Origin of the sequence: Saccharopolyspora sp. NFXS83, from assembly GCF_026241095.1 — a bacterium.
In the GTDB taxonomy this organism is placed as follows: domain Bacteria; phylum Actinomycetota; class Actinomycetes; order Mycobacteriales; family Pseudonocardiaceae; genus Saccharopolyspora_C.
The window spans coordinates 156,203-179,822 of the sequence record NZ_JAPFGB010000002.1 but is presented as its reverse complement, the minus strand read 5'-3'; the positions used below and the strand labels follow the sequence as shown (position 1 = coordinate 179,822).

Annotated in this window: 19 protein-coding genes and 1 pseudogene; 16 read left to right on the top strand and 4 right to left on the bottom strand. The window is 70.0% G+C overall.

The features are described 5' to 3' along the window. The first annotated feature begins 46 nt into the window (after positions 1 to 46). Genes OOZ19_RS03055 through OOZ19_RS03025 form a run of 7 tightly spaced genes read left to right on the top strand, consistent with a single transcriptional unit; the run spans position 47 to position 7,661 of the window. Positions 47 to 1,228 carry an inositol-3-phosphate synthase gene (locus tag OOZ19_RS03055; RefSeq protein WP_266087977.1) on the top strand — a complete coding sequence of 394 codons (1,182 nt, stop codon included), beginning with the start codon at positions 47 to 49 and terminating at the stop codon, positions 1,226 to 1,228. A gap of 5 nt (positions 1,229 to 1,233) precedes the next feature. Continuing rightward, positions 1,234 to 2,076 carry an SCO3242 family prenyltransferase gene (locus OOZ19_RS03050; RefSeq protein ID WP_416309388.1) on the top strand — a complete coding sequence of 281 codons (843 nt, stop codon included), beginning with the start codon at positions 1,234 to 1,236 and terminating at the stop codon, positions 2,074 to 2,076. Further along, positions 2,073 to 3,467, top strand: coding sequence for an EboA domain-containing protein (locus OOZ19_RS03045; RefSeq protein WP_266087973.1), 1,395 nt, complete (start codon positions 2,073 to 2,075; stop codon positions 3,465 to 3,467). Before OOZ19_RS03050 ends, OOZ19_RS03045 begins: the two co-directional genes overlap by 4 nt. Beyond that, positions 3,467 to 4,336, top strand: a complete 870-nt coding sequence (locus OOZ19_RS03040; protein ID WP_266087971.1) for a TatD family hydrolase — start codon at positions 3,467 to 3,469, stop codon at positions 4,334 to 4,336. Before OOZ19_RS03045 ends, OOZ19_RS03040 begins: the two co-directional genes overlap by 1 nt. A gap of 3 nt (positions 4,337 to 4,339) precedes the next feature. Further along, on the top strand, positions 4,340 to 5,425 hold the full coding sequence (gene eboE / locus OOZ19_RS03035) for a metabolite traffic protein EboE (RefSeq protein ID WP_266087969.1): 1,086 nt from the start codon (positions 4,340 to 4,342) through the stop codon (positions 5,423 to 5,425). Further along, the gene (locus tag OOZ19_RS03030; RefSeq protein ID WP_266087967.1) at positions 5,422 to 6,807 is read left to right on the top strand and encodes an alkaline phosphatase family protein; all 1,386 of its coding nucleotides are present in this window, start codon (positions 5,422 to 5,424) and stop codon (positions 6,805 to 6,807) included. Before eboE ends, OOZ19_RS03030 begins: the two co-directional genes overlap by 4 nt. Positions 6,808 to 6,833: 26 nt before the next feature. After that, positions 6,834 to 7,661 carry a sugar phosphate isomerase/epimerase family protein gene (locus OOZ19_RS03025; protein ID WP_266087965.1) on the top strand — a complete coding sequence of 276 codons (828 nt, stop codon included), beginning with the start codon at positions 6,834 to 6,836 and terminating at the stop codon, positions 7,659 to 7,661. Between the two features lie 218 nt (positions 7,662 to 7,879). Here the strand turns inward: OOZ19_RS03025 and OOZ19_RS03020 are convergent, their stop codons facing one another. Beyond that, on the bottom strand, positions 7,880 to 8,509 hold the full coding sequence (locus OOZ19_RS03020; RefSeq protein ID WP_266087963.1) for an AfsR/SARP family transcriptional regulator: 630 nt from the start codon (positions 8,507 to 8,509) through the stop codon (positions 7,880 to 7,882). A gap of 580 nt (positions 8,510 to 9,089) precedes the next feature. Here OOZ19_RS03020 and OOZ19_RS03015 point away from each other — a divergent pair. From OOZ19_RS03015 to OOZ19_RS02980, 8 genes and pseudogenes are all read left to right on the top strand, one after another. Beyond that, entirely contained in the window at positions 9,090 to 9,245 is a 156-nt protein-coding gene (locus OOZ19_RS03015) for a hypothetical protein (protein WP_266087961.1), read from the top strand. Positions 9,246 to 9,284: 39 nt separating this feature from the next. Next, the gene (locus OOZ19_RS03010; protein WP_266087959.1) at positions 9,285 to 9,443 is read left to right on the top strand and encodes a hypothetical protein; all 159 of its coding nucleotides are present in this window, start codon (positions 9,285 to 9,287) and stop codon (positions 9,441 to 9,443) included. A 124-nt stretch (positions 9,444 to 9,567) separates the two neighbouring features. Then, positions 9,568 to 9,732: a hypothetical protein gene (locus OOZ19_RS03005; protein ID WP_266087957.1), complete on the top strand. Its 165-nt coding sequence runs from the start codon at positions 9,568 to 9,570 to the stop codon at positions 9,730 to 9,732. Between the two features lie 87 nt (positions 9,733 to 9,819). After that, entirely contained in the window at positions 9,820 to 12,153 is a 2,334-nt protein-coding gene (locus OOZ19_RS03000; protein ID WP_266087955.1) for a S8 family serine peptidase, read from the top strand. A 22-nt stretch (positions 12,154 to 12,175) separates the two neighbouring features. Then, the gene (locus OOZ19_RS02995) at positions 12,176 to 12,385 is read left to right on the top strand and encodes a hypothetical protein (protein WP_266087953.1); all 210 of its coding nucleotides are present in this window, start codon (positions 12,176 to 12,178) and stop codon (positions 12,383 to 12,385) included. After that, entirely contained in the window at positions 12,325 to 14,295 is a 1,971-nt protein-coding gene (locus OOZ19_RS02990; protein WP_266087951.1) for a cyanobactin maturation protease PatG family protein, read from the top strand. The genes OOZ19_RS02995 and OOZ19_RS02990 overlap by 61 nt, the downstream gene beginning before the upstream one ends. Before the next feature lie 100 nt (positions 14,296 to 14,395). Continuing rightward, positions 14,396 to 15,733 carry a S8 family serine peptidase gene (locus OOZ19_RS02985; RefSeq protein ID WP_266087949.1) on the top strand — a complete coding sequence of 446 codons (1,338 nt, stop codon included), beginning with the start codon at positions 14,396 to 14,398 and terminating at the stop codon, positions 15,731 to 15,733. Between the two features lie 39 nt (positions 15,734 to 15,772). Continuing rightward, positions 15,773 to 16,384, top strand: a pseudogene (locus OOZ19_RS02980) (glutaminase); the annotation flags it as partial. A 196-nt stretch (positions 16,385 to 16,580) separates the two neighbouring features. On the opposite strand, the gene OOZ19_RS02975 reads toward OOZ19_RS02980, so the two are convergent. The 3 genes from OOZ19_RS02975 to OOZ19_RS02965 all read right to left on the bottom strand — a co-directional run bounded on the left by OOZ19_RS02975 (position 16,581) and on the right by OOZ19_RS02965 (position 20,782). After that, positions 16,581 to 17,810: an MFS transporter gene (locus OOZ19_RS02975; protein ID WP_266087947.1), complete on the bottom strand. Its 1,230-nt coding sequence runs from the start codon at positions 17,808 to 17,810 to the stop codon at positions 16,581 to 16,583. A gap of 205 nt (positions 17,811 to 18,015) precedes the next feature. After that, complete coding sequence (locus OOZ19_RS02970; RefSeq protein WP_266087945.1) at positions 18,016 to 19,236, bottom strand: YcaO-like family protein; 1,221 nt, start codon at positions 19,234 to 19,236, stop codon at positions 18,016 to 18,018. Between the two features lie 712 nt (positions 19,237 to 19,948). Further along, on the bottom strand, positions 19,949 to 20,782 hold the full coding sequence (locus OOZ19_RS02965; protein WP_266087943.1) for a class I SAM-dependent methyltransferase: 834 nt from the start codon (positions 20,780 to 20,782) through the stop codon (positions 19,949 to 19,951). Positions 20,783 to 21,644: 862 nt separating this feature from the next. Here OOZ19_RS02965 and OOZ19_RS02960 point away from each other — a divergent pair. Beyond that, a complete protein-coding gene (locus tag OOZ19_RS02960; RefSeq protein WP_266088331.1) occupies positions 21,645 to 23,564 on the top strand; it encodes a RiPP maturation radical SAM C-methyltransferase in 1,920 nt (639 codons plus the stop codon). Positions 23,565 to 23,620: the final 56 nt, after the last annotated feature.

The window sequence follows — 23,620 nt, the reverse complement described above, 5'->3', positions numbered from 1 at the left end:
CCCCCCCCCCCCCCCCCCCCCCCCCCCGGCTCCAGGAGGTGACTACGTGGGCGAGAACTCACGACCGGGCCGCACCGGGCTGTGGTTGCTCGGCGCGCGCGGCTCGGTGGCGACCACGGCGATCGTCGGACTGGCCGCGCTGCGGTCGGGTTTGGTGCGTCCGACCGGCTGCGTGACCGAGCTGCCCGCTTTCGGCTCGGCGCCGCTGCCGGGCTGGGACGAGATCGTCGTCGGCGGCCACGACATCTCCGCCACCGACCTGCACAAGACCGCGGACGCCCTGGTGTCGGCGGGGGTGCTGCCCGCAGGGGTGGTCTCGGCGGTCGCGGCGCAGCTGACCGAGGCGGAGTCGGAGCTGCGACACGGCTACGACCCGGCCACCGGCCGGGGCGCTCAGGACGACGAGGTCGCGCGGCTGGCCGGGGACATGGCCGCGTTCGCGCGGCGGCACGACCTGGAACGGGTCGTGGTCGTCAACGTCGCCTCCACCGAGTCGCCGTGGCCGCGCGGCGCCGGCATCGGTGACGTCGCGGCCCTCGACGCCGTGCTGGCGGCGGGCGAGGTCCCGGCCAGCGTCGTGGCGGCCTGCGCCGCGGTGCGGGCGGGCTGCGCCTACGTGGAGTTCACCCCGTCGACCGGGATCGCGATCCCGGCGCTGCGGCGGATGGCCGAGCAGCGCGCCCTGCCGTACGCGGGCAGCGACGGCAAGACCGGAGAAACGCTGCTGCGCTCGGTGCTCGCGCCGATGTTCACCGAACGCGCGCTCGCGGTGCGGTCGTGGGCGGGCACGAACCTGCTCGGCGGCGGAGACGGTGCGACGCTCGCCGACCCGCGCGCCGTCGCCAGCAAGCTGGAATCCAAGTCCCGCGGGCTGCACGCGCTGCTCGGCGGCGAGGTCGCCGCGCCGCTGCACATCGACAACGTGCCGGATCTCGGCCAGACCAAGGTCGCGTGGGACCACGTCCACGCTGAGAGCTTCCTCGGTTCGCCGGTGACCTTGCAGCTGACGTGGTCGGCTCACGACTCGGCGCTGGCCGCGCCGCTGGTGCTCGACCTGACCCGGCTGGTCGCGATGGCGCACCACGCCGGGCAGCGCGGGCCGCTGACCGCGCTGGCCTGCTTCTTCAAGGACCCGTTCGGCTCGGCCGAGCACCGATTCGACCACCAGGTGCGCGGCTTGCACGAGTGGGTGCGGGCCACCACCGAGGCCGTGGGGGGTGGGTCATGACCCGGCTGCGAGCGTTGATCTCGCTGACCCGCGCCCCGGCCGCGCTGACGGTGCTCGGGGACACCGCCGCGGGTGCTTCGGCCGCCGGACGCCGCCTGCGGGGGCGCCGCGCGCTGCTCCCGGTAGCCTCGGTGGCGCTGTACTGGGCGGGCATGGCGCTCAACGACTGGGCCGACCGCGAGCTCGACGCCGTGGAGCGCCCGGAACGGCCCGTCCCGTCGGGACAGGTCGGCGCTGGGGGAGCGATCGGGGTGGCAGCGGTGCTCGCGGGGTGCGGCGTGGCGGCGGGATCGGCCGTGGGGCCGGCGGAAGCCGGGCTCGTCGCGGCGCTCGCCGCAGCCGTCGTCGGATACGACGTGGTGTTCAAGGACGGCGCGGCCGGACCCGCCGCCATGGCCGCGTGCCGTGGGCTCGACGTGCTCCTCGGCGCGGGCGGCGCCCGAGCGGCGTGGCCCACGGCGGCGGTGCTGGCGGCGCACACGTGCTCGGTCACCGCGCTCTCGCGCGGCGAAGTCCGCGGCGCCGACCCCCGCACGGCCGCCGCCGCCGTCGGTACCACCGCGCTGGCGGCGGTCGCCGCCGCGAGCGGCCGGTGCACCTCCCGCCGGCACCGCGTCGCGGCCGTCGCCGCGGCCGGGCTGTACGCCGCGCAGGTCGGCGGGGCGCAGCTGCGGGCCTACCGCAGCCCGGACGCGCGCACCGTCCGCGCGGCGACCCGCGACGGCATCCACGGCATGGTGCCGCTGCAGATCGCCCTGACCGCCCGCCACGACCTCGCCGCCGCGACGCTGCTCGCGATGATCCCCCCGGCGGTCCGGAGCTCCGGGAAGAAGGTGTCGGCGACGTGACCGCGCTGCGCTTCGGCTACGGCACCAACGGATTCGCCCACCACCGGCTCGACGACGCCCTGCGGCTGATCGCCGATCTCGGGTACGACGGGGTCGCGCTGACGCTCGACCACCACCACCTGGATCCCTTCGCCCCGGACCTGGCCGAGCAGGTGCGCCGGGTGCGCGGTGTGCTGGAACGGCTGGAGCTGTCGGTCGTGGTCGAGACCGGGGCGCGCTACCTGCTGGACCCGCACGTCAAGCACCATCCGACGCTGGTGTCCGACGGCAGCGAGCGCCGGGTGGACTTCCTGCGGCGCGCGGTGCGCGTCGCCGCCGACCTCGGGTCGGAGGTCGTGTCGTTCTGGTCCGGAATCCGACCGTCCGATGTGGACGAGGAGACCGCCGTCCGGCGGCTCGTCGACGGAACTTCCCAGGTCGTCGAGGAAGCCGCGCGGTGCGGCGTGGTGCTGGGACTCGAACCGGAGCCCGGCATGGCCGTCGACACCGTCGACGCGGCACTGGCCGTGTGCGCACGGCTCGGTGACCCGGAACCGCTCGGCATCACCCTCGACGTCGGCCACTGCGTCGCGGTGGAGCAGGACACCGCCGCCGGATGCGTGCGGCGGCTGCGGAACCGCCTGGTGCACGTCCAACTCGACGACATGCGCCCCGGTGTGCACGAACACCTGGAGTTCGGCGAAGGCGAACTCGACCTCGCCTGGACGCTGGACGCGCTGGCCGAGGCCGGGTTCACCGGCCTCGCCGCCGTCGAACTGCCCCGGCACGGCCACGCCGCCCCGCAGGTCGCCCGGCGCGCGATCGACGCCCTGCGGCGGCCCTGGGTGGCCGAGGCGCTCGCGTCGGTGCGACGGGAACCGGCGAGCATCTCGACGCTGTTCCCCGCGGTGGGCCGCCACGTGGGCCGCGGCCCCGTCGACCAGGAGGATCCGGACGGACTCGTGCACGGCACCGTCGACGACCAGGCGCGCGGACGACTGCTGCACGCCCTGGCAGGCGGCGTCGATCCCGCCCGGCTCGCCGAGGAGCTGAGGGCGCTGTACCGCTACGGCGACGACGCCGAACGGCGCGGCGTGCTGCGCGCCCTGCCCGGACTGGACCGCGCGGAGCTGATCGCGACCGGTCTGGAACTGGTGCGGGATGCCTTGCGCACCAACGACATCCGGCTGGTCGCCGCCGCGATGGGGCCGTTCGCCCGGCACCTCGACGATCACGCCTGGCGCCACGGCGTGCTCAAGTGCCTGTTCACCGGGGTGCCGCTGACCGCCGTCGCAGGCCTGCGGCGACGCGCCGACGACGAGCTCCGGCGCATGGTCGCCGACTTCGCCGCCGAACGCCGCGCCGCCGGGCGCGACGTACCCGACGACGCCCTCGCGCTCCTGGAGGCTTGATGCGCATCTTCGACCCGCACATCCACATGACGTCCCGCACCACCGACGACTACGAGGCGATGCACGCCGCCGGGGTCCGCGCGCTCGTCGAGCCCGCGTTCTGGCTGGGCCAGCCGCGCACCGGCGTCGGCTCGTTCACCGACTACTTCGACTCGCTGATCGGCTGGGAGCGCTTCCGCGCCGCGCGGTTCGGGATCCGCCACCACGCGACGATCGCGCTCAACCCCAAGGAGGCCAACGATCCGCGGTGCCGCGAGGTGCTCGACGTGCTGCCGCGCTACCTGGCCAAGGACGGCGTCGTCGCGGTCGGCGAGGTCGGCTACGACTCGATGACCCCGGAGGAGGACGACGCCTTCGCCCACCAGCTCCAGCTGGCCGTCGAAGCCGACCTGCCGGTGCTGGTGCACACCCCGCACCGCGACAAACCCGCCGGCACCCGCCGCACCCTCGACGTGGTGCGGGAATCCGGGCTGGCGCCGCAGCGGGTGCTCGTCGACCACCTCAACGAGGTCACCGTCGGCGCGGTCGCCGACAGCGGGTGCTGGCTGGGCTTCTCGATCTACCCGGACACCAAGATGGACGAGGAGCGGATGGTCGCGCTGCTGCGCGAGCACGGCACCGATCGGATGCTGGTCAACTCCGCCGCCGACTGGGGCCGGTCGGACCCGTTGAAGACGCGCGCCACCGGCGAGGCGATGCTGCGCGCCGGGTTCACCGACGCCGAGGTCGACCAGGTGCTGTGGCACAACCCGATCGCCTTCTACGGGCAGAGCGGGCGGCTCAACCTCGACCCGCTGCCCGGCTTCACCGCCGACGCGGCCACCTTCGCCGACAACTCCGTGCTGCGCGGATCCGGACCCCAGGAGTGAGCGATGCTGTCCTACTGCACCAACGTTCATCCCGCCGAAGACCTCGACGGGGTCCGCGCCCAGCTCGCCGACCACGCGGCGCCCATCCGCAAGAGGCTCGGCGTGGACGCGCTCGGCGTGGGCCTGTGGCTGGCGGCGGACGTCGCGGAGCAGCTGTCATCGGACGCGGGCGCGGTGCGCGGGCTGAGGTCCGAACTGGACCGCCACGGCCTCGCCGCGGTCACGCTCAACGCCTTCCCCCACCGCGGATTCCACGACCCGGTGGTCAAGCACCGGGTGTACGAGCCGCGCTGGACCGATCCGCGGCGCGTCCACTACACCCTGCGCTGCGCGGAGATCCTCGCCGAGCTGCTGCCCGAAGGCGGCCGGGGCAGCATCTCCACGCTCCCGCTGGGATGGCGCACGCCGTGGACGACCCACGACGAGGACGCGGCCCGGCGGCACCTCGACCAGGTCGCCGCCGAACTGCGGCTGCTGGAGGACCGGACCGGCCGCCGGGTGCGCCTCGCAGTGGAACCGGAACCCGGGTGCCTGCTGGATTCCGTCGCGGACGCGCTGGCGTGGCTTCCCGGCTGCGACACCGACTACATCGGACTCTGCCTGGACACCTGCCACCTGGCGGTGTCCTTCGCCGACCCGGCCGCGACGGTGCGCGCGATCGCCGACAGCGGCGTCGACGTCGTCAAGGTCCAGGCCTCCGCCGCGCTGCACGTCGACGACCCCGCCGCGGCGCGCGACGCACTCGCCCGCTACGCCGAACCCCGCTACCTGCACCAGGTCCGCGAGCGCACCGCCGACGGCATCCGCTCCTGCGACGACCTGCCCCAGGCCTTCGGCGAACTCCCCGGGACCGGGCCGTGGCGCGTGCACTTCCACGTGCCGGTGCACTGGGCCGCCGAAGGGCCGGTGCGCCCGACGACCGACGTGCTGCGCGACGCCCTGGCCGCGCTCCCGGATCCGCTCCCGGACATCGAGGTGGAGACCTACACCTGGAACGTGCTGCCCGGACCACCGGAGGACCTCGTCGACGGCATCGCTGCGGAGCTGTCGTTCACCCAGCGACTCCTCGACGAACGGAGGACCCGGTGAAACCCGTCCTGCTGCTCGACGTCGTGGGCCTGACTCCGGCGCTGCTGGCCCACATGCCGAACCTGCGGGCCGTCGCCGCCGACGGGTGGCAGGCCGAACTGGGCACCGTGCTCCCGGCGGTCACCTGCAGCGCCCAGTCCACCTTCCTGACCGGGACGATGCCCGCCGAGCACGGCATCGTCGGCAACGGCTGGTACTTCCGCGAGCTCGGCGAGGTCTTCCTGTGGCGCCAGCACAACCGGCTCGTGCACGGCGACAAGGTCTGGGACGCCGCGCGCCGCAGCCACGCCGGTTACACGGCGGCGAACGTGTGCTGGTGGTACGCGATGGGAGCGAGCACGGACTGGACCGTGACACCCCGCCCGATCTACCACGCCGACGGCCGCAAATCCCCCGACTGCTACACCCGGCCGCCGGACCTGCACGACGACCTCACCGCCGAACTCGGCGCGTTCCCGCTGTTCCACTACTGGGGCCCGACGGCGAGCATCGCCTCCAGCCGGTGGATCGCCGCCGCGGCCGGCCGCATCCTGCGCCGGCACCGCCCCGACCTGCTGCTGTGCTACGTCCCGCACCTCGACTACGACCTGCAGCGGTACGGCCCGCGCAGCCCCCAGGCCCGCGCGGCGGCGGCCGAGGTCGACGGAGCCCTCGCCGGGCTGCTCGCGCAGGCGCGCGACGCGGCGGCGACCGTCGTGGTGCTCAGCGAATACGGCATCACCCCGGTGCACCGCCAAGTCCACGTCAACCGGGAACTGCGGCGGGAAGGCCTGCTCGAAGTCCACACCCAGGCGGGCATGGAGTACCTCGACCCGTGGGCCTCCCGGGCGTTCGCCGTCGCCGATCACCAGACCGCGCACGTCTACGTCCGCGACCCCTCCGACGTGCCACGGGTCCGCGACCTGGTCGCGGCACTTCCCGGCGTCGACGACGTGCTCGACCGGACCAGGCAGGCCCGCTACGGCCTGGACCACCCGCGAGCGGGCGACCTCGTCGCGGTCGCCGAACCGGACTCCTGGTTCACCTACTACTACTGGCTCGACCAGGACCGGGCCCCCGATTTCGCCAGGGGAGTGGAGATCCACCGCAAACCCGGCTACGACCCCGCGGAGCTGTTCCTCGATCCCGACGACCGCTGGGTGAAGGCGAAAGCCGCGATGAACCTCGCCAAGAAGAAGACCGGCCTGCGCTACGCCATGAACGTCGTGCCGCTGGACGGACGCGTCGTCCGCGGCTCCCACGGCCGCCTGCCGGACGACCCGGACGACGGGCCGGTCCTGCTGTGCTCCGACCCGCGAGCGCCGGCCGCCGTGGAACGCACCGGCCGCCTCGCCGCCACCGACGTCCACGACCTGGTGCTCCAGCTGCACGGAATCCGCTGACAACGATGCCGTTGAAAGGACCACTCATGCCGCTGCCCCGCAGAACCTTGCTGCACACCGCCGCACTGCTGGCCGCCGCCGGAGCGACCGGCGCCGCGACGACCACCGCCGCAGCCGCCGCCCACCACGGCCGCATCCCGCACCAGGCCATCAGCATCCAGCTCTACACGCTGCGCGCGCAGCTGGACGCGGACGTGGCGGCGACGCTGCGCCAGGTCGCCGACATCGGCTACCGCAGCGTGGAAACGGCAGACACGCACGGACTCACCACCCCCGAATTCCGCACGATCCTGGACGACCTCGGACTGCGCGCCACCTCCGGCCACGCGGACCTCGAAGGCGACGTCGACGCGCTGATCGAGGACGCGCACACCCTGGGCCACCGCTACCTGGTCGTCCCGCACGCGGAGTTCGACACCGCCGACGGCTGGCGCGCCTTCGCCGACCGGCTCAACGAAGCGGGCCGCAAGTGCCGCGAAGCCGGTCTGCGGTTCGGCTACCACAACCACGACCACGAGTTCGCCCCGATCGACGGTGCGCTCCCGTACGACATCCTGCGCCACCGCACGGATCGGCGGCTCGTCCACTTCGAACTCGACCTGTACTGGGCGGTGCACGCGGGCCAGGACGTCCTGGCGCTGATCGACGCCGAACGCGACCGCATCCGCCAGCTCCACGTCAAGGACCGGACCCCGAGCGGAGACATGGCCGACCCCGGCACCGGAACCATGAACTTCCCCGAGATCTTCGACCACGCGAGGGCCCACGAGTTCATCGTCGAACACGACAACCCGACCGACGCCCTCAACACCGCCCGCGTCGGCTACGACTACCTCCGCCGCCTCCGCTGGTGATGGGCCCCGGCGCCCGGTGAGCCACCGACCGCCTGCCCGAACACCACCGCCGGGCCGGCGGCCTCTGACCGGTTCTCCTGCGCCCGCAGGGCAACGGCCAGCGCGACTCGGCCCGGCGATGGCGGGGCGAGCTCGACGCGAGGGGGTTCTGCGGCGAGGTGTGGGCGCTGAGCCATGGAACGAGCGGAGCCGACCTGCCGAGCGGCAGCGAGCCCCGGTCAGCACGAGAAGAGACCGCTGACGAGCCGGGCGATCCGGGAGGACGGCGACACGCCGAGCTCGCGCTGGAGCAGCGCGCGGTAGCGCTGGAAGTGCGCAAGGGCCTCTGCCGGGTTGCCCTCGGCGAGGTGGTTCTCGATCACCACTCGATGCGCGGTCTCGCGCATCGGGGCGATCCCGATGGCCACGAGCGCGGCGCGCATCGCGCTCAGGAAGCGTTCATCCGCGCGGAGATCGCGCGCGAGGGTTTCGAGGGTGTGCAACCGGACCTGGTCCCACTGCTGGCGCTTCAACACCAACCAGCCGTCGGTCCAGGCCGGCAGCAGTTCGGACCCGAGGGAGGCGATCAGGCGTTCGTGGTCGGAATCGCAGGCGTGGGCCCACCCGCCGTCGTTCACCTGGCGGGTGCGGCGCTGGACTTCGAGGAAGTCCACGCCGACCGAGTCCGACAACGCGAGCCGCGTTCCGTCCCGCTCGATCACGGTCGTGTCGGCGACCCTGCGACCGTGGCACACGGCTGATCGGACATTGGCCAGCGCGCGCTGGAGCGAATTGTCCGGCCACAGCTCCTCGGCGGCGCGCATTCGCGGCACTTCCGCGTTCCCGTCCAGCGCGAGAAAGGCGAGCAAGCGCTGCGCTCCGAGTGGGAGTTTGATCCGTTGCCCGCGGGCGACCAAAGCGAAGTCGCCGAGGAGCGTCAAGTGCGCGCTGGTGGACGAAGACGCCACATCTACCCCCAGTCTTCATGTCCGGCAACTGCTCGTCGGCGGACCGACACAATGTTGCACGGGTGACCGCAAGATCGCTCAATATGACGCGCGAGTCGCGTCACCCGGGTGTTTCTAAGACGTTCTCGGATCGTTCCTGAAAACGTTGCTCCACGAGTGGCGGACACCTAATAGGCGGGGTCGGATGGAGATCTCGGAGATGTCCTGGGAACGGCGGGAAAACGTCTGCGGCACATCCGCGCAATGCGGAGTCGGTTTCGCCCGTTCCGCCCGGCGAGCACACTTGTGACATGACTGCGAAGGCCCGCGATCCGGATGGGACCGTCTCCTGGCGAGTGGCCGGGCGGTGCCCGTCCGGCTCGCTCGGCGCCGTCCCGGCAGCCGCGCCGGGAGTCGGCGCAGGCGGTTCCCCGCAGGGCCGAAGATCGGCGGACCGGATGCGTTGATCCTGCACATCGAGTGGTGAAGGGAGTGCTTGACGATGTCCGAGGACCTTATCGAAGTGGTCTCGCCGCAGCTTTCCGCGCCCGTGTCCAGGCGGTCGCCGGACTCGGGCGCGGGCGAGGCGGATGGCGTCGATCCGTCAATCATCACGATCGGGGATTTCCCGCTCGGTTTTGCCCCGGACGACGAGTGATCCGACTCGGCGTCCCAATTCTGAAAGGAGTTTTCGACGATGTCCGAGAACCTCATTGAATTGGTTTCACCGCAGCTTTCCGCTCCAGTGGACAGGAAGCCGGGAAATGCTGTCGCCGCCGTCGAGGACGGTGCTGAGCAGTCGATCTTCAAGATCGGTCCGTTCTCCATCGCTTTCGCTGAAGATGACGACGACTGATGTCGCTGACGTGCGCCGCGCGTCGTGGAATGAGCAGAAAAAGCGCGATGTGATTTCTGATCGGTCGCGCACCGGTGAAATGTGATCCGACATTTCGCCAGATGTTGAAGGAGGGAGCAGGGCAATGCACGAGAAACTCACCGAACCGGTGTCGCCGCAGCTTTCCGCACCGGTCACCAGGAAACCGGTGGATGCGGTCACCGTCAGCGAAATCGGTGCCGGCCAGTCGATGGCGAACCTCGGCCCGGTCGATCTTCCGCTCGACTTCGCGGCGGACGACGACGATTGATTCCCTGACACGCCGGCCGGGCTCGCGGGCCTGGCCGGCACTCCACCGGATGGTCGCCGCGACCGGCCAGATGAGGAGGGTCTTCGGATGTGCGAGCTGTCCGACATTCCCGGCCTGGCCGAGTTGCGGGAGCAGACGACCGGGGACGAGCGGATCCGCGTCGCGGTGCTGGACGGACCGGTCGACCTGGACCACCCCGTCCTGGACGGAGCCGAGCTGCGGCAGGACGAGGCGCTCTGGCCGGAGGTGGGTGCCGAGACCGCCGACGCGTCCCACGGGACCGCGGTCGCGAGCGTGCTCTTCGGCGGGCGGGACAGCGCCGTTCCGGGGGTGGCGCCCGGGTGCAGCGGGATCATCATCCCGGTCTTCTCCGCGCCGAAGACCTCGCAACTGGAACTGGCCAGGGCCATCGAGCTCGCCACCGAGTCCGGCGCACACCTGATCAACATCAGCGGGGGGCAGCTGACCGAGTCCGCCGCCGAGGACGTCCTGGCACGGGCGGTGCGCCGGTGCCAGGACCGCGGTGCGCTGGTGCTGGCGGCGGCCGGGAACGACGGGTGCTTCTGCACGCACGTGCCCGCCGCGCTGCCCTCGGTCATCGCGGTCGGTGCCATGGATGACGCGGGCCGGCCGATGAGCACCAGCAACTGGGGGCCGGACTACCAACGCCACGGCCTGCTGGCACCGGGCGAGAACGTCCGCTGCGCCGTTCCGGGCGGTGGTACCACCCGCAGGAGCGGCACCAGCCTGGCCACGCCGATCGTGGCCGGAGTCGCCGCACTGCTGCTGAGTCGCCGGCTGCGATCCGGCCGGGACCCGGATCCGGCCGAGGTGAGGACCGCCCTCCTCGACGCCGCCGACCGGTGCGAGCTGGACGATCCCGTCGCGTGCCTTCGCTTCTTGACCGGGAAACTCAACGTTAGAAGGGCAGTGAGCGCTATGACCACGAACGAGCCCGCGCTGTCGGCCGATACCACGGGCGAGATCGAGATCGAACCGACGGAGAGCGCACCGCAACCGTGTGGATGCGGTGGCGACGACGGTGACTGCGCCTGCGGGAGCGCACCGGCCGACGCACCGCAGCCGTCCGAGGTGGCGGTACCACTGCCACCGGCCGCCGCAGCACTGCCACCCAGACCGGAGCCGGTGCCCGAAGTGGTGATGTCGGCCGAGGAGTCGTACGCGTCGCTGGTGTACGCGATCGGTGCGCTCGGTTTCGACTTCGGCACCGAGGCGCGACGAGACTCGTTCAAGCAGCAGATGACGCCCCAGTGGGTGCCGGGGTCGCGCCGGTTCGACGTCTCGGACAGCACCATCGAGGAAGCGACCATCAGCAAGGTCGAGATCAGGACCAGCGGCGAGCGGCGCACCCTCGTGGGCGGGCACGTGGAACACGCCTACCTGGTCGACGAGGACCTGGAGTGGAAGGGCATCAGCGGCGGGGACATCGAGCGCGGCGAGTACCACTCCGGGGAAATCGCGCCGGATGACAAGAACCCTGGATATCAGATGTTGCGGAATGCGCGCATCGATCAGACCGACATCAGCGGCACCGCCGACTCCGTCGAGATCGCCGCGAACCCCTACGATCCGGTGCAAATGCTGGAGCACCTCGTCAAACGGGCCGACGAGGCCAAGGCGCTGATCTGGACGCTGAACCTCGAACTCACGCCGATCTACAGCTTCGAACCTAGCGGCCCGTACGCGGCTTCGGTGTACGACGAATTCATCTTCCTGCTGGCGGGCCAACTGGCCGCGGACGGATATCCGCGGGTCGGCGAAATCCTGAACGCGGAACCGCGGTTCGCGCGGAAGCTCGCGAGGGAGCCGGGAAGCCAGGGCCGAGTGCCGCGCATCGAACGCGTCGGCCTGGCCGGCCGCCTCGCGGGCCGCACGGTCAAGTTGTTCTCCGGGCAGGCCGTGCCCGTCGTGGACGCGGAGCAGCCGCGCGGCGTGTTCGGGTGGAACGTGAACAAGCTCATCAAGGAAGCCACTGTTGCCGCGTTCCGGGCGAATCCCGCGCTCGGGAAGGAAGAAACCCAGCAGCAGACCGGTGATCCGGAGGCGTCTCTGGAACAGCAGGTCGAGGAGATGCTGCGCGACTTCCTGAACCGGATTTACTACGACCTGCGCAATCTCGGCACCATTTCCCAGGACAGGGCGTTGAACGCCGCCGCCACCAACGCGTTCAACAACATCACCCCGCTGTCGCGGGCGGCCAAGGACAAGATGTTCCTCGATTCCGTCGAGGTCGAGAAGAGCCCGTACGGGCGAGTCGACAGCGACAGCTGGGACGTGAAGTTGCGGTTCTTCGACCCCGAGAACTCGAAGCGGGCGAGACGGGTGTGGCGTTACACCATCGATGTCAGCGACCTCGTGCCCGTCGCCGTGGGCGAGCCGCGAACCTGGCAGGAGTCCTGACGATGCTAAGGAGGGGGCGGTCATGAGCTTCCCGGTCCAAGCCCCACCGGTCCGCCGACCGGAACTGGTCCGCGCCGAGGAGTTCTTCGGCGACGTCGATGAACTGACCGATGATCAGAAGGTCACCATGCAGGTCATGCTGGGACTCGACGCCAACTTCAACGACCCGCAGTGGTTCGCGATGCCCGGCGCCGCAGCGATGCGGGTGTCGGCCCGGCCGGGCCGCGGCTGATGCCCGGCCCGGCGCGAGCGCCCGCCCGGGCCGCCGAGATCGAGGACCTCCCTGGCGTCCGGGAGCTGTGGCGGGAGACGCTCGGCGATCCCGGAGTCACCATCGGGCTCGTCGAAGGGCCGCCAGATCTCGCCCACCCGTGTTTCCGCGGCGCCGACCTCACCCTGATCGAGCCCAGCTGGTTGCCTCAGGTGGAGCCCGAGGAGCCCTACGTAGAACACGGCACGTTCGTGGCCAGCATGCTGTTCGGCCAGCACGGCGGCCCGGTGCGGGGACTGGCGCCCAGGTGCCGGGGTCTCGTGGTCCCGGCGCTGCGCGACGAGGCAACGGCGCTGGACCCGATGAACGCGACCCGCGCCATCAACGCCCTGGTCGGCGAGGGCGCGAACGTCATCCACTTCTCCGGGACGCACCCGACGCGGTCCGACGACACCAGCGACCTGCTCAAGCGGGCGATCAGACAGGCGGCGCGAGCGGGTGTCCTGATCGTCGCTCCGGCGGGCAACGACCACGGCGAGCACCGGGCGGTACCCGCGGTGCTGCCGGAGGTGCTCGCCGTCGGGGCCTTCGACGGGCAGCGCACCGTGTTCAAGTTCAGCAACTGGGGGCCGCAGTACCGCGACCACGGCGTCACGGCTCCCGGCGACATGGTGCGCGCCGCTGAACCGGGCGGCGGGACCGCGAGCCACAAGGGGACGAGCGTGGCGGCTCCCGTCGTCAGCGGTGTCGCAGCGCTGCTGACGAGCCTGCGGCGCGAGAACGGCCTGCCCGCGAATTCGATCGCGGTGCGCGACGCACTGATCCGCGGGGCCGCGCGGTGCGCGCCCGAACAGGCCCAGGGCGATCCCGAACGGTGCCTCGCGGGCCAGCTCGACATCCCGGCGGCGATGCGGCTCGTCCGTCCTGCGTCCTCCGGCTGCGCGCGGACGGGCATCGAGGCCACCGCCGTTCCGGAGGCCGATTCGGTCGTGCCCGCCGCCGGCACGACTGGCCGCAGGCGCAAGCACCTCGTCTACGCGTTGGGTTCGCTCGGTTACGACTTCGACGGCGAAACCCGGCGGGATTGGTTCAGCGCGGCGATCCGGCAGCACCTCGGCGTCCAGGCAGCCGACCCCTACGACGTCCGCCAGCTCGTCCGGCTGCTGGTGCGAGTACCGGAGGCGGCGAAAGGGCTGACCTGGACGCTGCGCGCCGCGGACGACGTTCCCGCCTACGCGCTCCGGCCCGCCGGCTCCTACGCCGCCCCGATCCACCGGCAGCTGGTGGCGCTGCTGGCGGCTCAGTCCGCGGCGGTCTCGGTGAAACCGCTCGACGCCGAGGACAGTGGCGAACCCGGCGGCGCTGGCACCGCGTCGAACGGCGCCCCGCCGAGCATGACCATCGAGCGGGTCGCGGTGCCCGGCCACGTCGTGGCCCGCCGTGTCGCCCTGCTGTCCGGGCAGCTCGTGCCGGTCGTCAAGATCGTGCACAAGCGGGGGCTGTGCGGGTGGAACATCGATCACCTGGTGGACCAGGCCATCGCCGCCGCCGGGGTGGAGGTCCAGCGCACGGATCGGCTCAAGGTGCCCGTGCGGCAGTTCCTGGAGCGGATCTACTTCTCCGAGCGCAACCTGGGGCGGCGTCCCCCGGACCGAGCGTTGAACTTCGCAGCCACGAACCCGATCCAAGCCGTGCGGGCACTCGCTTCCGCGATGGCCGCGGGCATGGAGCTGGATTCGATCGACGTCGAGAAGAGCCCGTTCTGCCGCATGGGCAGCGACTGCTGGGAGATCGCGCTGCGCTACGTCGACCCCGACGATGACGACCGCGCGGGCAGGGTCCACCGGTTCACCATCGACGTCAGCGACATCGTTCCGGTCACCTTGGGGGAGATCCGGATGTGGCCGGAGAGCCGGCGCGGCGAGGGGTGAACTCCGAGCTCCCGGCGAAGTGAGCACAGTTGAACAGGCACTCGCACACGGGTGCCGCGCGCGCAGCAGTGGCACCCCCGGGAAGCAGAGGAGGGCGGCCATGCCGGTCGAGATCTACGCGCCCGACAAGATCGCGGTGGAGCTCACGCCCGAAGCCAACGCGCTGGTCCCACCGTCGTTGCCCGACAGCGTCCAGGACGGGGTCTTCACGAGCTTCGGCGTCGACCTGGTCGACGCCGCGCTGCAGTTCTTGCAGGTGCAGTCCATCACCCGGCTCTACCGGGAGATCGAGCCGTACGACGTGGACCCCGCGCTGCTCGAGAGCATGCGCGGTACCTACGTCGTGCGCTTCGCGGGCACCGTCGACCTGGCCACGATCATCCAAGTGCTCGCCACCACGCCGGGCGTCGCCCACGTCGAACGAGTCGGGATGGGTGGCCCGGCGGTGACGCCGAACGACCCGAAGCTGGCCGAGCAGTGGGGGTTGGACGCCATTCGCGCACCGCTGGCCTGGGATCGGCAGAAGGGAGCGGGTTTCACGAAGATCGCCGTGATCGACAGCGGCTGCGACAAGTCGCATCCGGATCTCGCTCCGCGGCTGCTGGGAGGCTGGGACTTCTGCGAGAACCCGTCGGTACCCGCCGGTTTCCAGCGCGTCGGGGACTTCACCACCCCCGACGACGATCCGCAGGACGAGGCGGGCCACGGCACCGCGATGGCGGGCATCCTCGGGGCCGCCACGAACAATGGCGTGGGAGTCGCCGGAACGACCTGGGCCGGGGCCATCCGGGCCGGCCGGGTCGTGTGCCGCACGCTCCACCAGGTCACCGGCGAACTGGGCAGCGCTTTGAACACCGACGAGCTGGCGAAGGCCGTCAAATGGGGCGGGGAGTGGTCCCACGTGGTCAACCTCAGCTTGTACAGCCCCGCCAACGCGAAGCACCTCAGCGACGCCGTGCAGTACGCGTTGCAGGCCAGGACGGTGCTGGTCGCGGGGATGGGGAACTTCAACAACAACGTCCCGCTCTACCCCGCCGCCTATCCCGGCGTCATCGCGGTCGGCGCGATCCAGAAGCAGCGGTTCCGATGGGTGCAGGGCGGCTCGCAGGGGTCGAACACCGGCACGCACATCAGCGTGACCGCACCGGGGAAGAACATCGCGGGCCTGGACCTGTGGGCGAGCTTCGGTTCCCCGCAATACGGTTCGTCGACCGGGACCTCACCCGCCGCGGCGTTCGTCTCCGGCGTCGCGGCGCTGCTCATCTCCTGCAACGTGCAGCTGACCGCGGCGCAGGTGAAGCAGGTCATCGAGGACACGGCGAGCACGTCCGTCGGCGAGGGCGGCCTGCCGTGGCCCAACCCGTCGTACGGGCACGGTGTCGTGGACGCGCGAGCGGCTGTCGACCGCGTCCTCGACGGCCCGCTACCACCACCGTGATCGGATGGGATTCCGCAGCACGGTCGGGAATTCGCTGCTTTGGACCGGTTGCTCGGGCGGATCGTCGATGAGGTGGCTCCGCTGCGGGGAGCGGGGTCGGCCGCGGATTACATCCCGGCGCTCGCGCGGGTCGACCCGGGCCGTTTCGGTATCGCGTTCGCCGATCTCGAGGGTCGTGTGCACGGGGCCGGTGAGTGGGAGGCGCCGTTCTCGGCGCAGAGCATCTCGAAGGTCTTCACCCTCGCGCTCGTGCTGGCCGGTGGTGGTGACGAGTCGTTGTGGAGGCGGGTCGGGCGGGAGCCGTCGGGCAATGCGTTCAACTCGCTGGTCCAGCTGGAGCACGAACGGGGGATTCCGCGGAACCCGTTCATCAACGCGGGCGCGTTGACGGTCACGGACGAGCTGGTTTCGCTGGCGGGTGATGCCACCGGTGAACTGCTCGCTTTCCTGCGCGCCGAAAGCGGCAACCCGGACTTGCGGGTCGATGAGGAGGTGGCCGCTTCCGAAGCGGCCCACGGGGACCGCAACCTGGCCCTGACCCACTTCATGGCGTCCTACGGCAACATGCGCAACCCGGTGGCGACCGTGCTCGACCAGTACGTCCGGCAGTGCTCGATCGAGATGAGCTGCCGCGACCTGGAACGGCCTGCGGCGGCTCCGCTCGAGTCCCGGGCGGAGCTACCGCGTTCCGGCCGATCCGCTTCGCGATTCGCGGAGGAGATCACTGCCTCGAACCGTTCGCGGGTAACCGGTTCACCTGTCCGTTCGTCCGACCACGAGCCCGGCGGCGTTGACGCCGGCCGCCGGGCTCGTAGAACCGGAGCCCCGACGGGCCGCGGCGCGTGAGTCACCGTTCCTGCGCGACGGCGACGTCCGGCTCCGCATCCAGGTCGCGCAGTGTCGGCAGGAGCAGCGTGACCACCGCCACCAACACCCACGCGGCGCCGAGCAACGCGCCGGTGGGCCGCAAGCCGATCCCCTCGATCAGCAGCCCGGACGCGAGCGTCCCCAACGGCACCGCCGATATCGTCACCGCGTTCTGCAAGCCCATGACCCGTCCGCGCGCTTGTTCCGCAATGCGCTCCGTGACGAGCACGAGCAGCAGCGCGGGCAGCGGACCGGCCCCGAACCCGGCCACCGCGGCGGCGGCGAGCAGCAGCGGTGTCGGGAGCAGCAGGGCCATGCCGACTGTGCCCACGGCGGTCGTGATCTGCACGAACACGAACAAGGTGCGCCGCGGGAAGCGGGCTCCGACTGCGGCGTACACGCTCGATCCGGCGATTCCGCCCAAGGCCATGAAGGCCACGACCAGGCCGAAACCTCCTGGCGAGTCGATCGCCACGAGGTGCACCGGGAGAACCAGGTTCTGCAACGGGCCGATGATGAACAAGCTTCCCGTCGAGACCAAGGTCAGCGTGGCGATGACCCGGTCTCCGCGGAGTGCGTTGAAGCCGTGCACCAGATCGTTCAGCGCGCGACGACGACGAGAGCCGGACTCGCGCTCGGTCTTCGCCGCGGCACCGACGCCCGCGGGCAGCGTCGCCGTGGTCAACGCGGCGAGGGCTGAGCAGCCCGCCGTCGCCCACAGCACGGTCGCCGGATCGAGCAACGAGATCGCTGCACCGGCCGCGGCCGGGCCGGCGATCAGCACGACGCCGCTGATCCCCTCCCGCAGACCCCCCAGCCGCTCGATGCTGACACCAGCGGCGGCGGCCACGTCGGGTGCGAGCGCTTCCCGCGCTGTCATCCCAGGTACGTCGAAGATCGCGCCCGCGACGCCCAGGACGACGAACCAGGCGACGGTGAGCCCGGAGAGCTGGTCGACCAGCGGCAGCGCGGCGACAGCCGCCGCGGAGGCGATGTCCGCTCCCACCGACGACCGCCGCCGGCCGAAGCGATCGATGATCACGCCTCCGGTCACGGCGGCCAGCAACATCGGGAGTGCGCTGACTGCGGCGACCATGCCGGCCACCGCGGCGTCCCCGGTGCGGATGAGCACCAGCCAAGGGAGGGCGATCGCCGCAATGGAGTTCCCGAGCAGCGAGAGCCCGTGCGAAAGCAGATATCGGATCAGCACCGGGCAAGTATGCCAAATGTTTCCGGCGATCTTCGCGAACGCCCCGATTTTTCGGCGGTGGAGTCGTTGATTCTACCAATCGGGTGATCAATGCGAGGAATCAAGATGATGTCGTCGGCCGCCGGGTTCGAGCGCCAGCGGAACTCCGTCCCGGAATTGCCGCGCGCGTTCCGTCCGCTCCGGCGCAAGAACTCCCACGGCCGTGTCATCGACCGGATTGCCGCACCGCGAGGCGCCCACGTGGGCCGGGCACCAGTAGAAAACCGCACAGCACGCTCATGAACCGCTCCAACCCCGGAACGAACACCCGCACCGCCGTCACGCCTCCGGCAAGCGAGGCGACAACGCGGTGGAAAGGCGGATGCCCGGCTGCGGCGAGCCGGTCGATGACCGTGTGCGCTTGCGCGGAAGCATCAGCAGCTGGTCCCTGTCCGCCGGGGAAGTTGATCCGCTGGGCTCGGTTCAGGTGAGCGCTCATATCCGCCTCGGCGCAAGCGCGCAGGCGCGGATACCGCGCGAACGCGGCCGTCGGTGTCGGGTAGATCCGCTCCGGGAACGCCGCGGCACCCAAGTGCAGCTGCACCAACTCGCACAGCGCGCGCCACGCCGCGTAGCGCGGGGACAGCGAGCACCCGCCACCGAAACGGCCTTCCGAGTGCACCGCCTTGTTCGTGTAGGCGAAGAAAGTCGGCACCCCGATGTCGGTCGTCGCATGCACCAGCGACACCGGAGCGCCGACGACCGCTTCGGCAATGCGGTGCGCCGTTGCGAGCTCTTCGGGAAGGCTCGCCGGCTCGACCACGCGAATTCGGTGGTCGTCGGCGAGGAAGCACTGAGCCAGCAGCAACGACAGCGCATCCCGTTCGATGCACTCGTTCAGCCCGTGCAGCAGCGCCTCGGCAGGAGTCGTGCCGATCGCCGAACCGTTGTTGGTGCCGTACCTGGTCAGTTCGCGGTAGTCGGCCTCGTCGCCGGCCGCTGCGCGGCATTCCGGTCGATCCAGGTACCAGCTCGTGGTGAGCGCCAGCGGAACCGGCAACGGGGAGGAATCCGCGGGACCGGTCAGCGGGGTGTAGTCGTGGCAGGCCACTCGTGGCAACTCGCCCAGCACCGGCGCACAGGCTTCCCCGGCCAAGGGGCCCGCTGCCAAGTCGGCACCGGACCGGAACACGACCTGCCGGACATCGAAGGAAGCCGGTCCGGTCACGTGATGTTCCAATGCCTCGAACAGCGCGCCGACGCGGGCTTCGGCATCTGTTCCCTTGCCGCCGCCCTCGCCTTTCGGGACAGGCCGCCCCTCGGCGTCGAACAACGTGCACATCCACAGGCTCAGGCCGTCGCGCGTCCCGAGCCGTTGTGTCCGCGGGTGCAGCCCCAACGCCGACGCCGCGTCGTGCGCCCGCTGCTCGGCGTGTTCCAGCGGCATCTCGCGTTCTGTCCCGGGAGCGACCAGAGCTGCCGGGCGATCCCCGTTCGCCGCCGTCGTTCCAGCGCTCACCCGTGCCCCCTGGATTTCCGTGCTGTACGTCCTCGTGGTGTGCGAAATTCGGTTGAGCGACGCTGGGCCCGCGCGAGCGGAACCCAGCGCCCCCAGCGCGTCCCGAGATCAATGACGCGGGAACGGGCTCGCGCTCATTCGGATTCTGCGTCGACGGTGGAGTCGGTCAGCAGCAGCTCCTCCTGCTGGGAGAGCCGCTGATCGGCGAGCTCCAACGATTCGGCGTGATCGACCAGAAGAATCACTACACCCATGACGGAATCTCCTTCATTGGATTGCTGGCGCAATTAACATGACGGGGTCGATGCCCTGCGTCCGACTGCCCCAGTGATTCGATGCCACTCTCACAACCGGGTGGTTGTGGCGAAATTATGATGGATCGTTCGGCGTTGGAACCAGCTATTTTCGGATTGGCCACCCGATCGGATCAGCGCTGATTGCGCAGGCTGGAAAGTGGGTGATCACGATGTGTTCGAAATTCAAATCCTCTTGAGCTCCACGGCGGGGCGGGTCGGCGGAGCGCGGCCGAATCCTCCGCGTGGGCGGCGCCCGAGGAAGAACGTGCCTAGCGCCGGAGGCACGCGGGTCCTATCCGGCCTTCAGGTGCCTGATCGCTTTCGTCCAGCCGCGCCGCCGACCGCTACTCGCCGAAGGAGAACCGGGACAGGTGCCCGATGTTCCGCATGATCGGAAGCCGCCCCATCACCTGGACGTCGAACCAGAGCCGTCGCCGCAACGCGGTCGGGAGCCGCTCCCGGTCGGCCCGCTCCGCGGTGTGGTGCGCCCCGATCGCACTGATCAGCCGCAGTTCCGGTACCGCGCGCACCACTTCACGAGGATCGTTGATGCCCCAGGCGAGTCGCGCACCCGTTTCCCGGAACACCGGCAGGGGGCGGGTCATCCGCACCGCGAATCGCGAGTAGGAGTCGAAGACCACCTCGCCGCCGCGGAAGTGCGCCACGATGTCGCGCAGCATCCGGGGTCCCTCGTCCGCGGGCAGGTACATCGACAGCCCTTCTGCCACGACCAGCACGGGAAGATCCGTCGGCACTTCGGACAGCCAGCCCGTTTCGGTGACGGACGCGGCGATCGACCGGTGCCCGGCTGGGACGTCGAAGAGCTGCGACCTCAATTCGATCACCTCGGCCTGATCCACGTCGAACCAGTTGACCCCTGGGCCGGGGGCGATGCGCTGCCCGCGGGTGTCCAGGCCGCACCCCAGGTTCAGCACGGTCGCCTCGGGGTGGTCGCCGAGGAAGTTCTTGGTGCACCGGTCGAAGAAACGCGTGCGCAGCGCGACGCCGACCGCGGTGGCCTGCTGCACTCGCAGGCGGCTGAAGTCGTAGTCGAGTTCGCGGACGATCTCGGCGGCTGCGGTGTCCCCGAGCAGCGGATCGTCGGACTGGGCGTCCACTGCGCGCGCGAACAGCGGTGCCAGCAGCGTTTCCGCCGCTCCGGTCAAAGTGATCTTCATGCGACGGTCCGCCGGTGGGAGACGACGGTCGCGGATGTGCTCGGCATCGTTCGTCTGTTCCGGTGGTGCGCGGAAGGGGACTCGGCGAGAGCGGGGCCGCCCGGCCCGGAGAGGGCACGTGCGCGGTTCATGAGGCGAGGTGCCTGGATCGGATGCTCGGCATGGTCATCACCATTTCCGTCGTCGGGCGATTTCGAGCGGCAGAAGCGTCCGGCGCTCGCGGAGTTCGATGCACGAGTAGGTCGTCACCGTTCGAGCACGAGCGACGCACAATCCAGACGATTCACCCCAGTGGCCGCAACGTACCGGCTGCCGCATTGTCATCGCAAGCCGCCGGCGCCGGTTCCGCCGGATGGAGTCGTGAGCCTGCGACGCTCGGTCGGGTAACCGGGCAATGGGGCGGTGGTCGTTGCCGAGCACATGACCGGTCGAATCCGCAAAAATGCGGGATTGCTGGTTCGTTGCGCGCGTGGTGTTCTTGTGCGCGGTTCCTTTTCTGCGCGCTCGCGCGACTCTTTCCGGGGTTTTCGGCGGTACGTGCTGCGGGGGTTCGATTGCCGGATGGACGATTTCGAAATGATCTCTGTTCTGCTGCTGGGTGAATCGATTCTTCCCTGCTTGCGCGTTCGCGGTGAGGGCCCTGGTATGTGTGTCCGATGCCCGGATCGGAATGGCGCGCCGATTTCCGAAACGAGCGCTGCGGCCGATCGGGTGAACTTCTAGTATTGTTCCGGGCTGGCCCGGGTCGGGCTTTTTCGAAACTATTGACGACCGGGCCGGAGGCTCCCAGTATGGGTCCTGGGAACTGCGCCTCCTGGAGATGGTTTGGCGCTGTTGCGGCTGGGGAGATGATTTCGTGAGCATGGTTGGACGCGTTTCGCTCGTGTCGATGCCGTGGAACAGCGTGACGCGGCCGTCGATCCAGGTGGGGATTCTGCGTTCGGTCGCCGAGGCGCAGGGGTGGCATGCGGACTCGCATTACGCCTACCTGGATTTCTACGGGCTGGCGCAGCGAATGCTCGGTTTCGGGAAAGCCGAATGGGCGGACGGGTACGAACTCGTCTCGGAGAAGCTGTACCACTTGTCGGTCGGGGATTGGATATACAGCAGGCGGCGGGGGGCGTCCGATTCGGATTACCTGGCCTTGCTGCGTTCCAAGCGGGTGGACGAGTCGTCGATCTCGTTGATCGGTTCGCTTCGGGAGGTGGCGGATCGGCACGTCGAGCGGACCACGGCGGCGTTGTTGCGCAGCGAGCCGGACGTCGTCGGGTTCACCACGATGTTCAGCCAGAACGGGGCGACTCTGGCGGTGGCGCGGCGGCTCCGGGAGGAGGGGTTCGGCGGCACGATCGTGCTGGGTGGCAGCAATTGCGAGGGGCCGATGGGGCGTGCGCTGCTGGCGAATTTCCCGGAGGTGGACGCGGTGGTCGACGGTCCGGGTGAGGACGCTTTCGTGGCGTTGTTGCAGCAGGTCGCCGCCGGCGCGTCCCCGGAGTCGACCGGCAGGCTCCTGGCTCGTCGCGAGGGGGCGACGTCCTCGGCGCCGACCTCTGATGGCCTGTCCGCCGACAGGCTGGCGGCACCGCGGCCGAATTACGACGGCTACTTCGAGCAGCTGCGGGCGGTGGGCGTGGCCGAGTTGGAGCCGGAGGTGACGTTGCCGGTTGAGTTTTCGCGGGGGTGTTGGTGGGGTGCGAAGACGCATTGCACGTTTTGTGGTTTGAATGGTGCGACGATGCGTTTTCGCAGTAAGCATCCGGATTCGGTGGCGGGTGAGTTGCGGCAGTTGATGAGTAGGTACGGGGTGTTGGATTTTTTTGCGGTGGACAACATCTTGGACATGGGTTATTTGGATTCGGCGTTGCCGTTGGTGGAGGAGTTGGGGACGGATCACTCGTTGTTCTTCGAGGTGAAGGCGAACATGGAGTGGGCTGATGTTCGTCGGATGCGGCGGGCGGGGGTGCGGTCGGTGCAGCCGGGGATCGAGAGTTTGAGCACGGAGGGGTTGCGGGCGTTGAAGAAGGGGTCGACGGCGTTTCAGAACGTGCGCTTCCTCCTCGGCTGCGCGGAGTACGACGTTCGGGCCGATTGGAACATCCTCACCGGGTATCCGGGAGAGTCGCCGTCGTCGATTCGCGAGCAGGTCGACGTCATCGCCTCGCTGTCCCACCTCACCCCGCCGCACGTCACGCTGACCCGGTTCGACCGGTTCAGTCCGTACGTGGAGTCTCCGGAGTCTTTCGGGTTGGTGTTGTCGAGTCCGTTTCCGGGGTATCGGTTTGCTTATCCTGGTTTGTCGGATGAGGATTTGTGGAACATTGCTTATCATTTTGAGGGTGAGTTCGAAGATGATGAGCGGAATGGTGAGTTGCGGCGTCGGTTGGCGGCGCGGGTGCGGTTGTGGCGGGCGCATCACGGGTCGGCTCGTTTTTCGTATCGGTTGGGTTTTTCCCGGGTGGTGCTGACGGATCGGCGGCCGGGTCTGGAGCAGCGGGTGGTGTCGTTGACCGGGGCGGATGCCCGGTTGTACCGGGCGTTGATCGGAGGTAAGCGTCTCCGGGATCTTGAGGCTGAAGGGTTCGAGGGGCAGGCGGTGCTGGACACGCTCCGGGAATGGGAGCGTCGCCGGTGGGTGTTCGTGGAGAACACGAAGGTGATCGCGCTCGCGGTGCGTGAGAATCCTTCCGCGCACCGGGCGCCGCCCGCGCAGGGAACGCCCAAGCGGCCTCGCGCGCAAATACCCCTGACCCTCACGCCAGTCCGTCTAGCGGAAGGAGGTTGATCGGCCCCGTGAACGGATCGGGGAAAGAGCAGAACAACTCTAGTGGAATCGAAAGG

What these genes read in the sequence shown, in the direction of transcription:
- OOZ19_RS03040 (WP_266087971.1), top strand. Translation starts at nt 3,467, where the DNA reads ATGCGCATCTTCGACCCGCACATCCACATGACGTCCCGCACCACCGAC.
- eboE (WP_266087969.1), top strand. Translation starts at nt 4,340, where the DNA reads ATGCTGTCCTACTGCACCAACGTTCATCCCGCCGAAGACCTCGACGGG.
- OOZ19_RS03025 (WP_266087965.1), top strand. Translation starts at nt 6,834, where the DNA reads ATGCCGCTGCCCCGCAGAACCTTGCTGCACACCGCCGCACTGCTGGCC.
- OOZ19_RS03015 (WP_266087961.1), top strand. Translation starts at nt 9,090, where the DNA reads ATGTCCGAGGACCTTATCGAAGTGGTCTCGCCGCAGCTTTCCGCGCCC.
- OOZ19_RS03010 (WP_266087959.1), top strand. Translation starts at nt 9,285, where the DNA reads ATGTCCGAGAACCTCATTGAATTGGTTTCACCGCAGCTTTCCGCTCCA.
- OOZ19_RS03005 (WP_266087957.1), top strand. Translation starts at nt 9,568, where the DNA reads ATGCACGAGAAACTCACCGAACCGGTGTCGCCGCAGCTTTCCGCACCG.
- OOZ19_RS03000 (WP_266087955.1), top strand. Translation starts at nt 9,820, where the DNA reads ATGTGCGAGCTGTCCGACATTCCCGGCCTGGCCGAGTTGCGGGAGCAG.
- OOZ19_RS02995 (WP_266087953.1), top strand. Translation starts at nt 12,176, where the DNA reads ATGAGCTTCCCGGTCCAAGCCCCACCGGTCCGCCGACCGGAACTGGTC.
- OOZ19_RS02985 (WP_266087949.1), top strand. Translation starts at nt 14,396, where the DNA reads ATGCCGGTCGAGATCTACGCGCCCGACAAGATCGCGGTGGAGCTCACG.
- OOZ19_RS02970 (WP_266087945.1), bottom strand. Translation starts at nt 19,236, where the DNA reads ATGCCGCTGGAACACGCCGAGCAGCGGGCGCACGACGCGGCGTCGGCG.
- OOZ19_RS02965 (WP_266087943.1), bottom strand. Translation starts at nt 20,782, where the DNA reads ATGAAGATCACTTTGACCGGAGCGGCGGAAACGCTGCTGGCACCGCTG.
- OOZ19_RS02960 (WP_266088331.1), top strand. Translation starts at nt 21,645, where the DNA reads ATGGTTGGACGCGTTTCGCTCGTGTCGATGCCGTGGAACAGCGTGACG.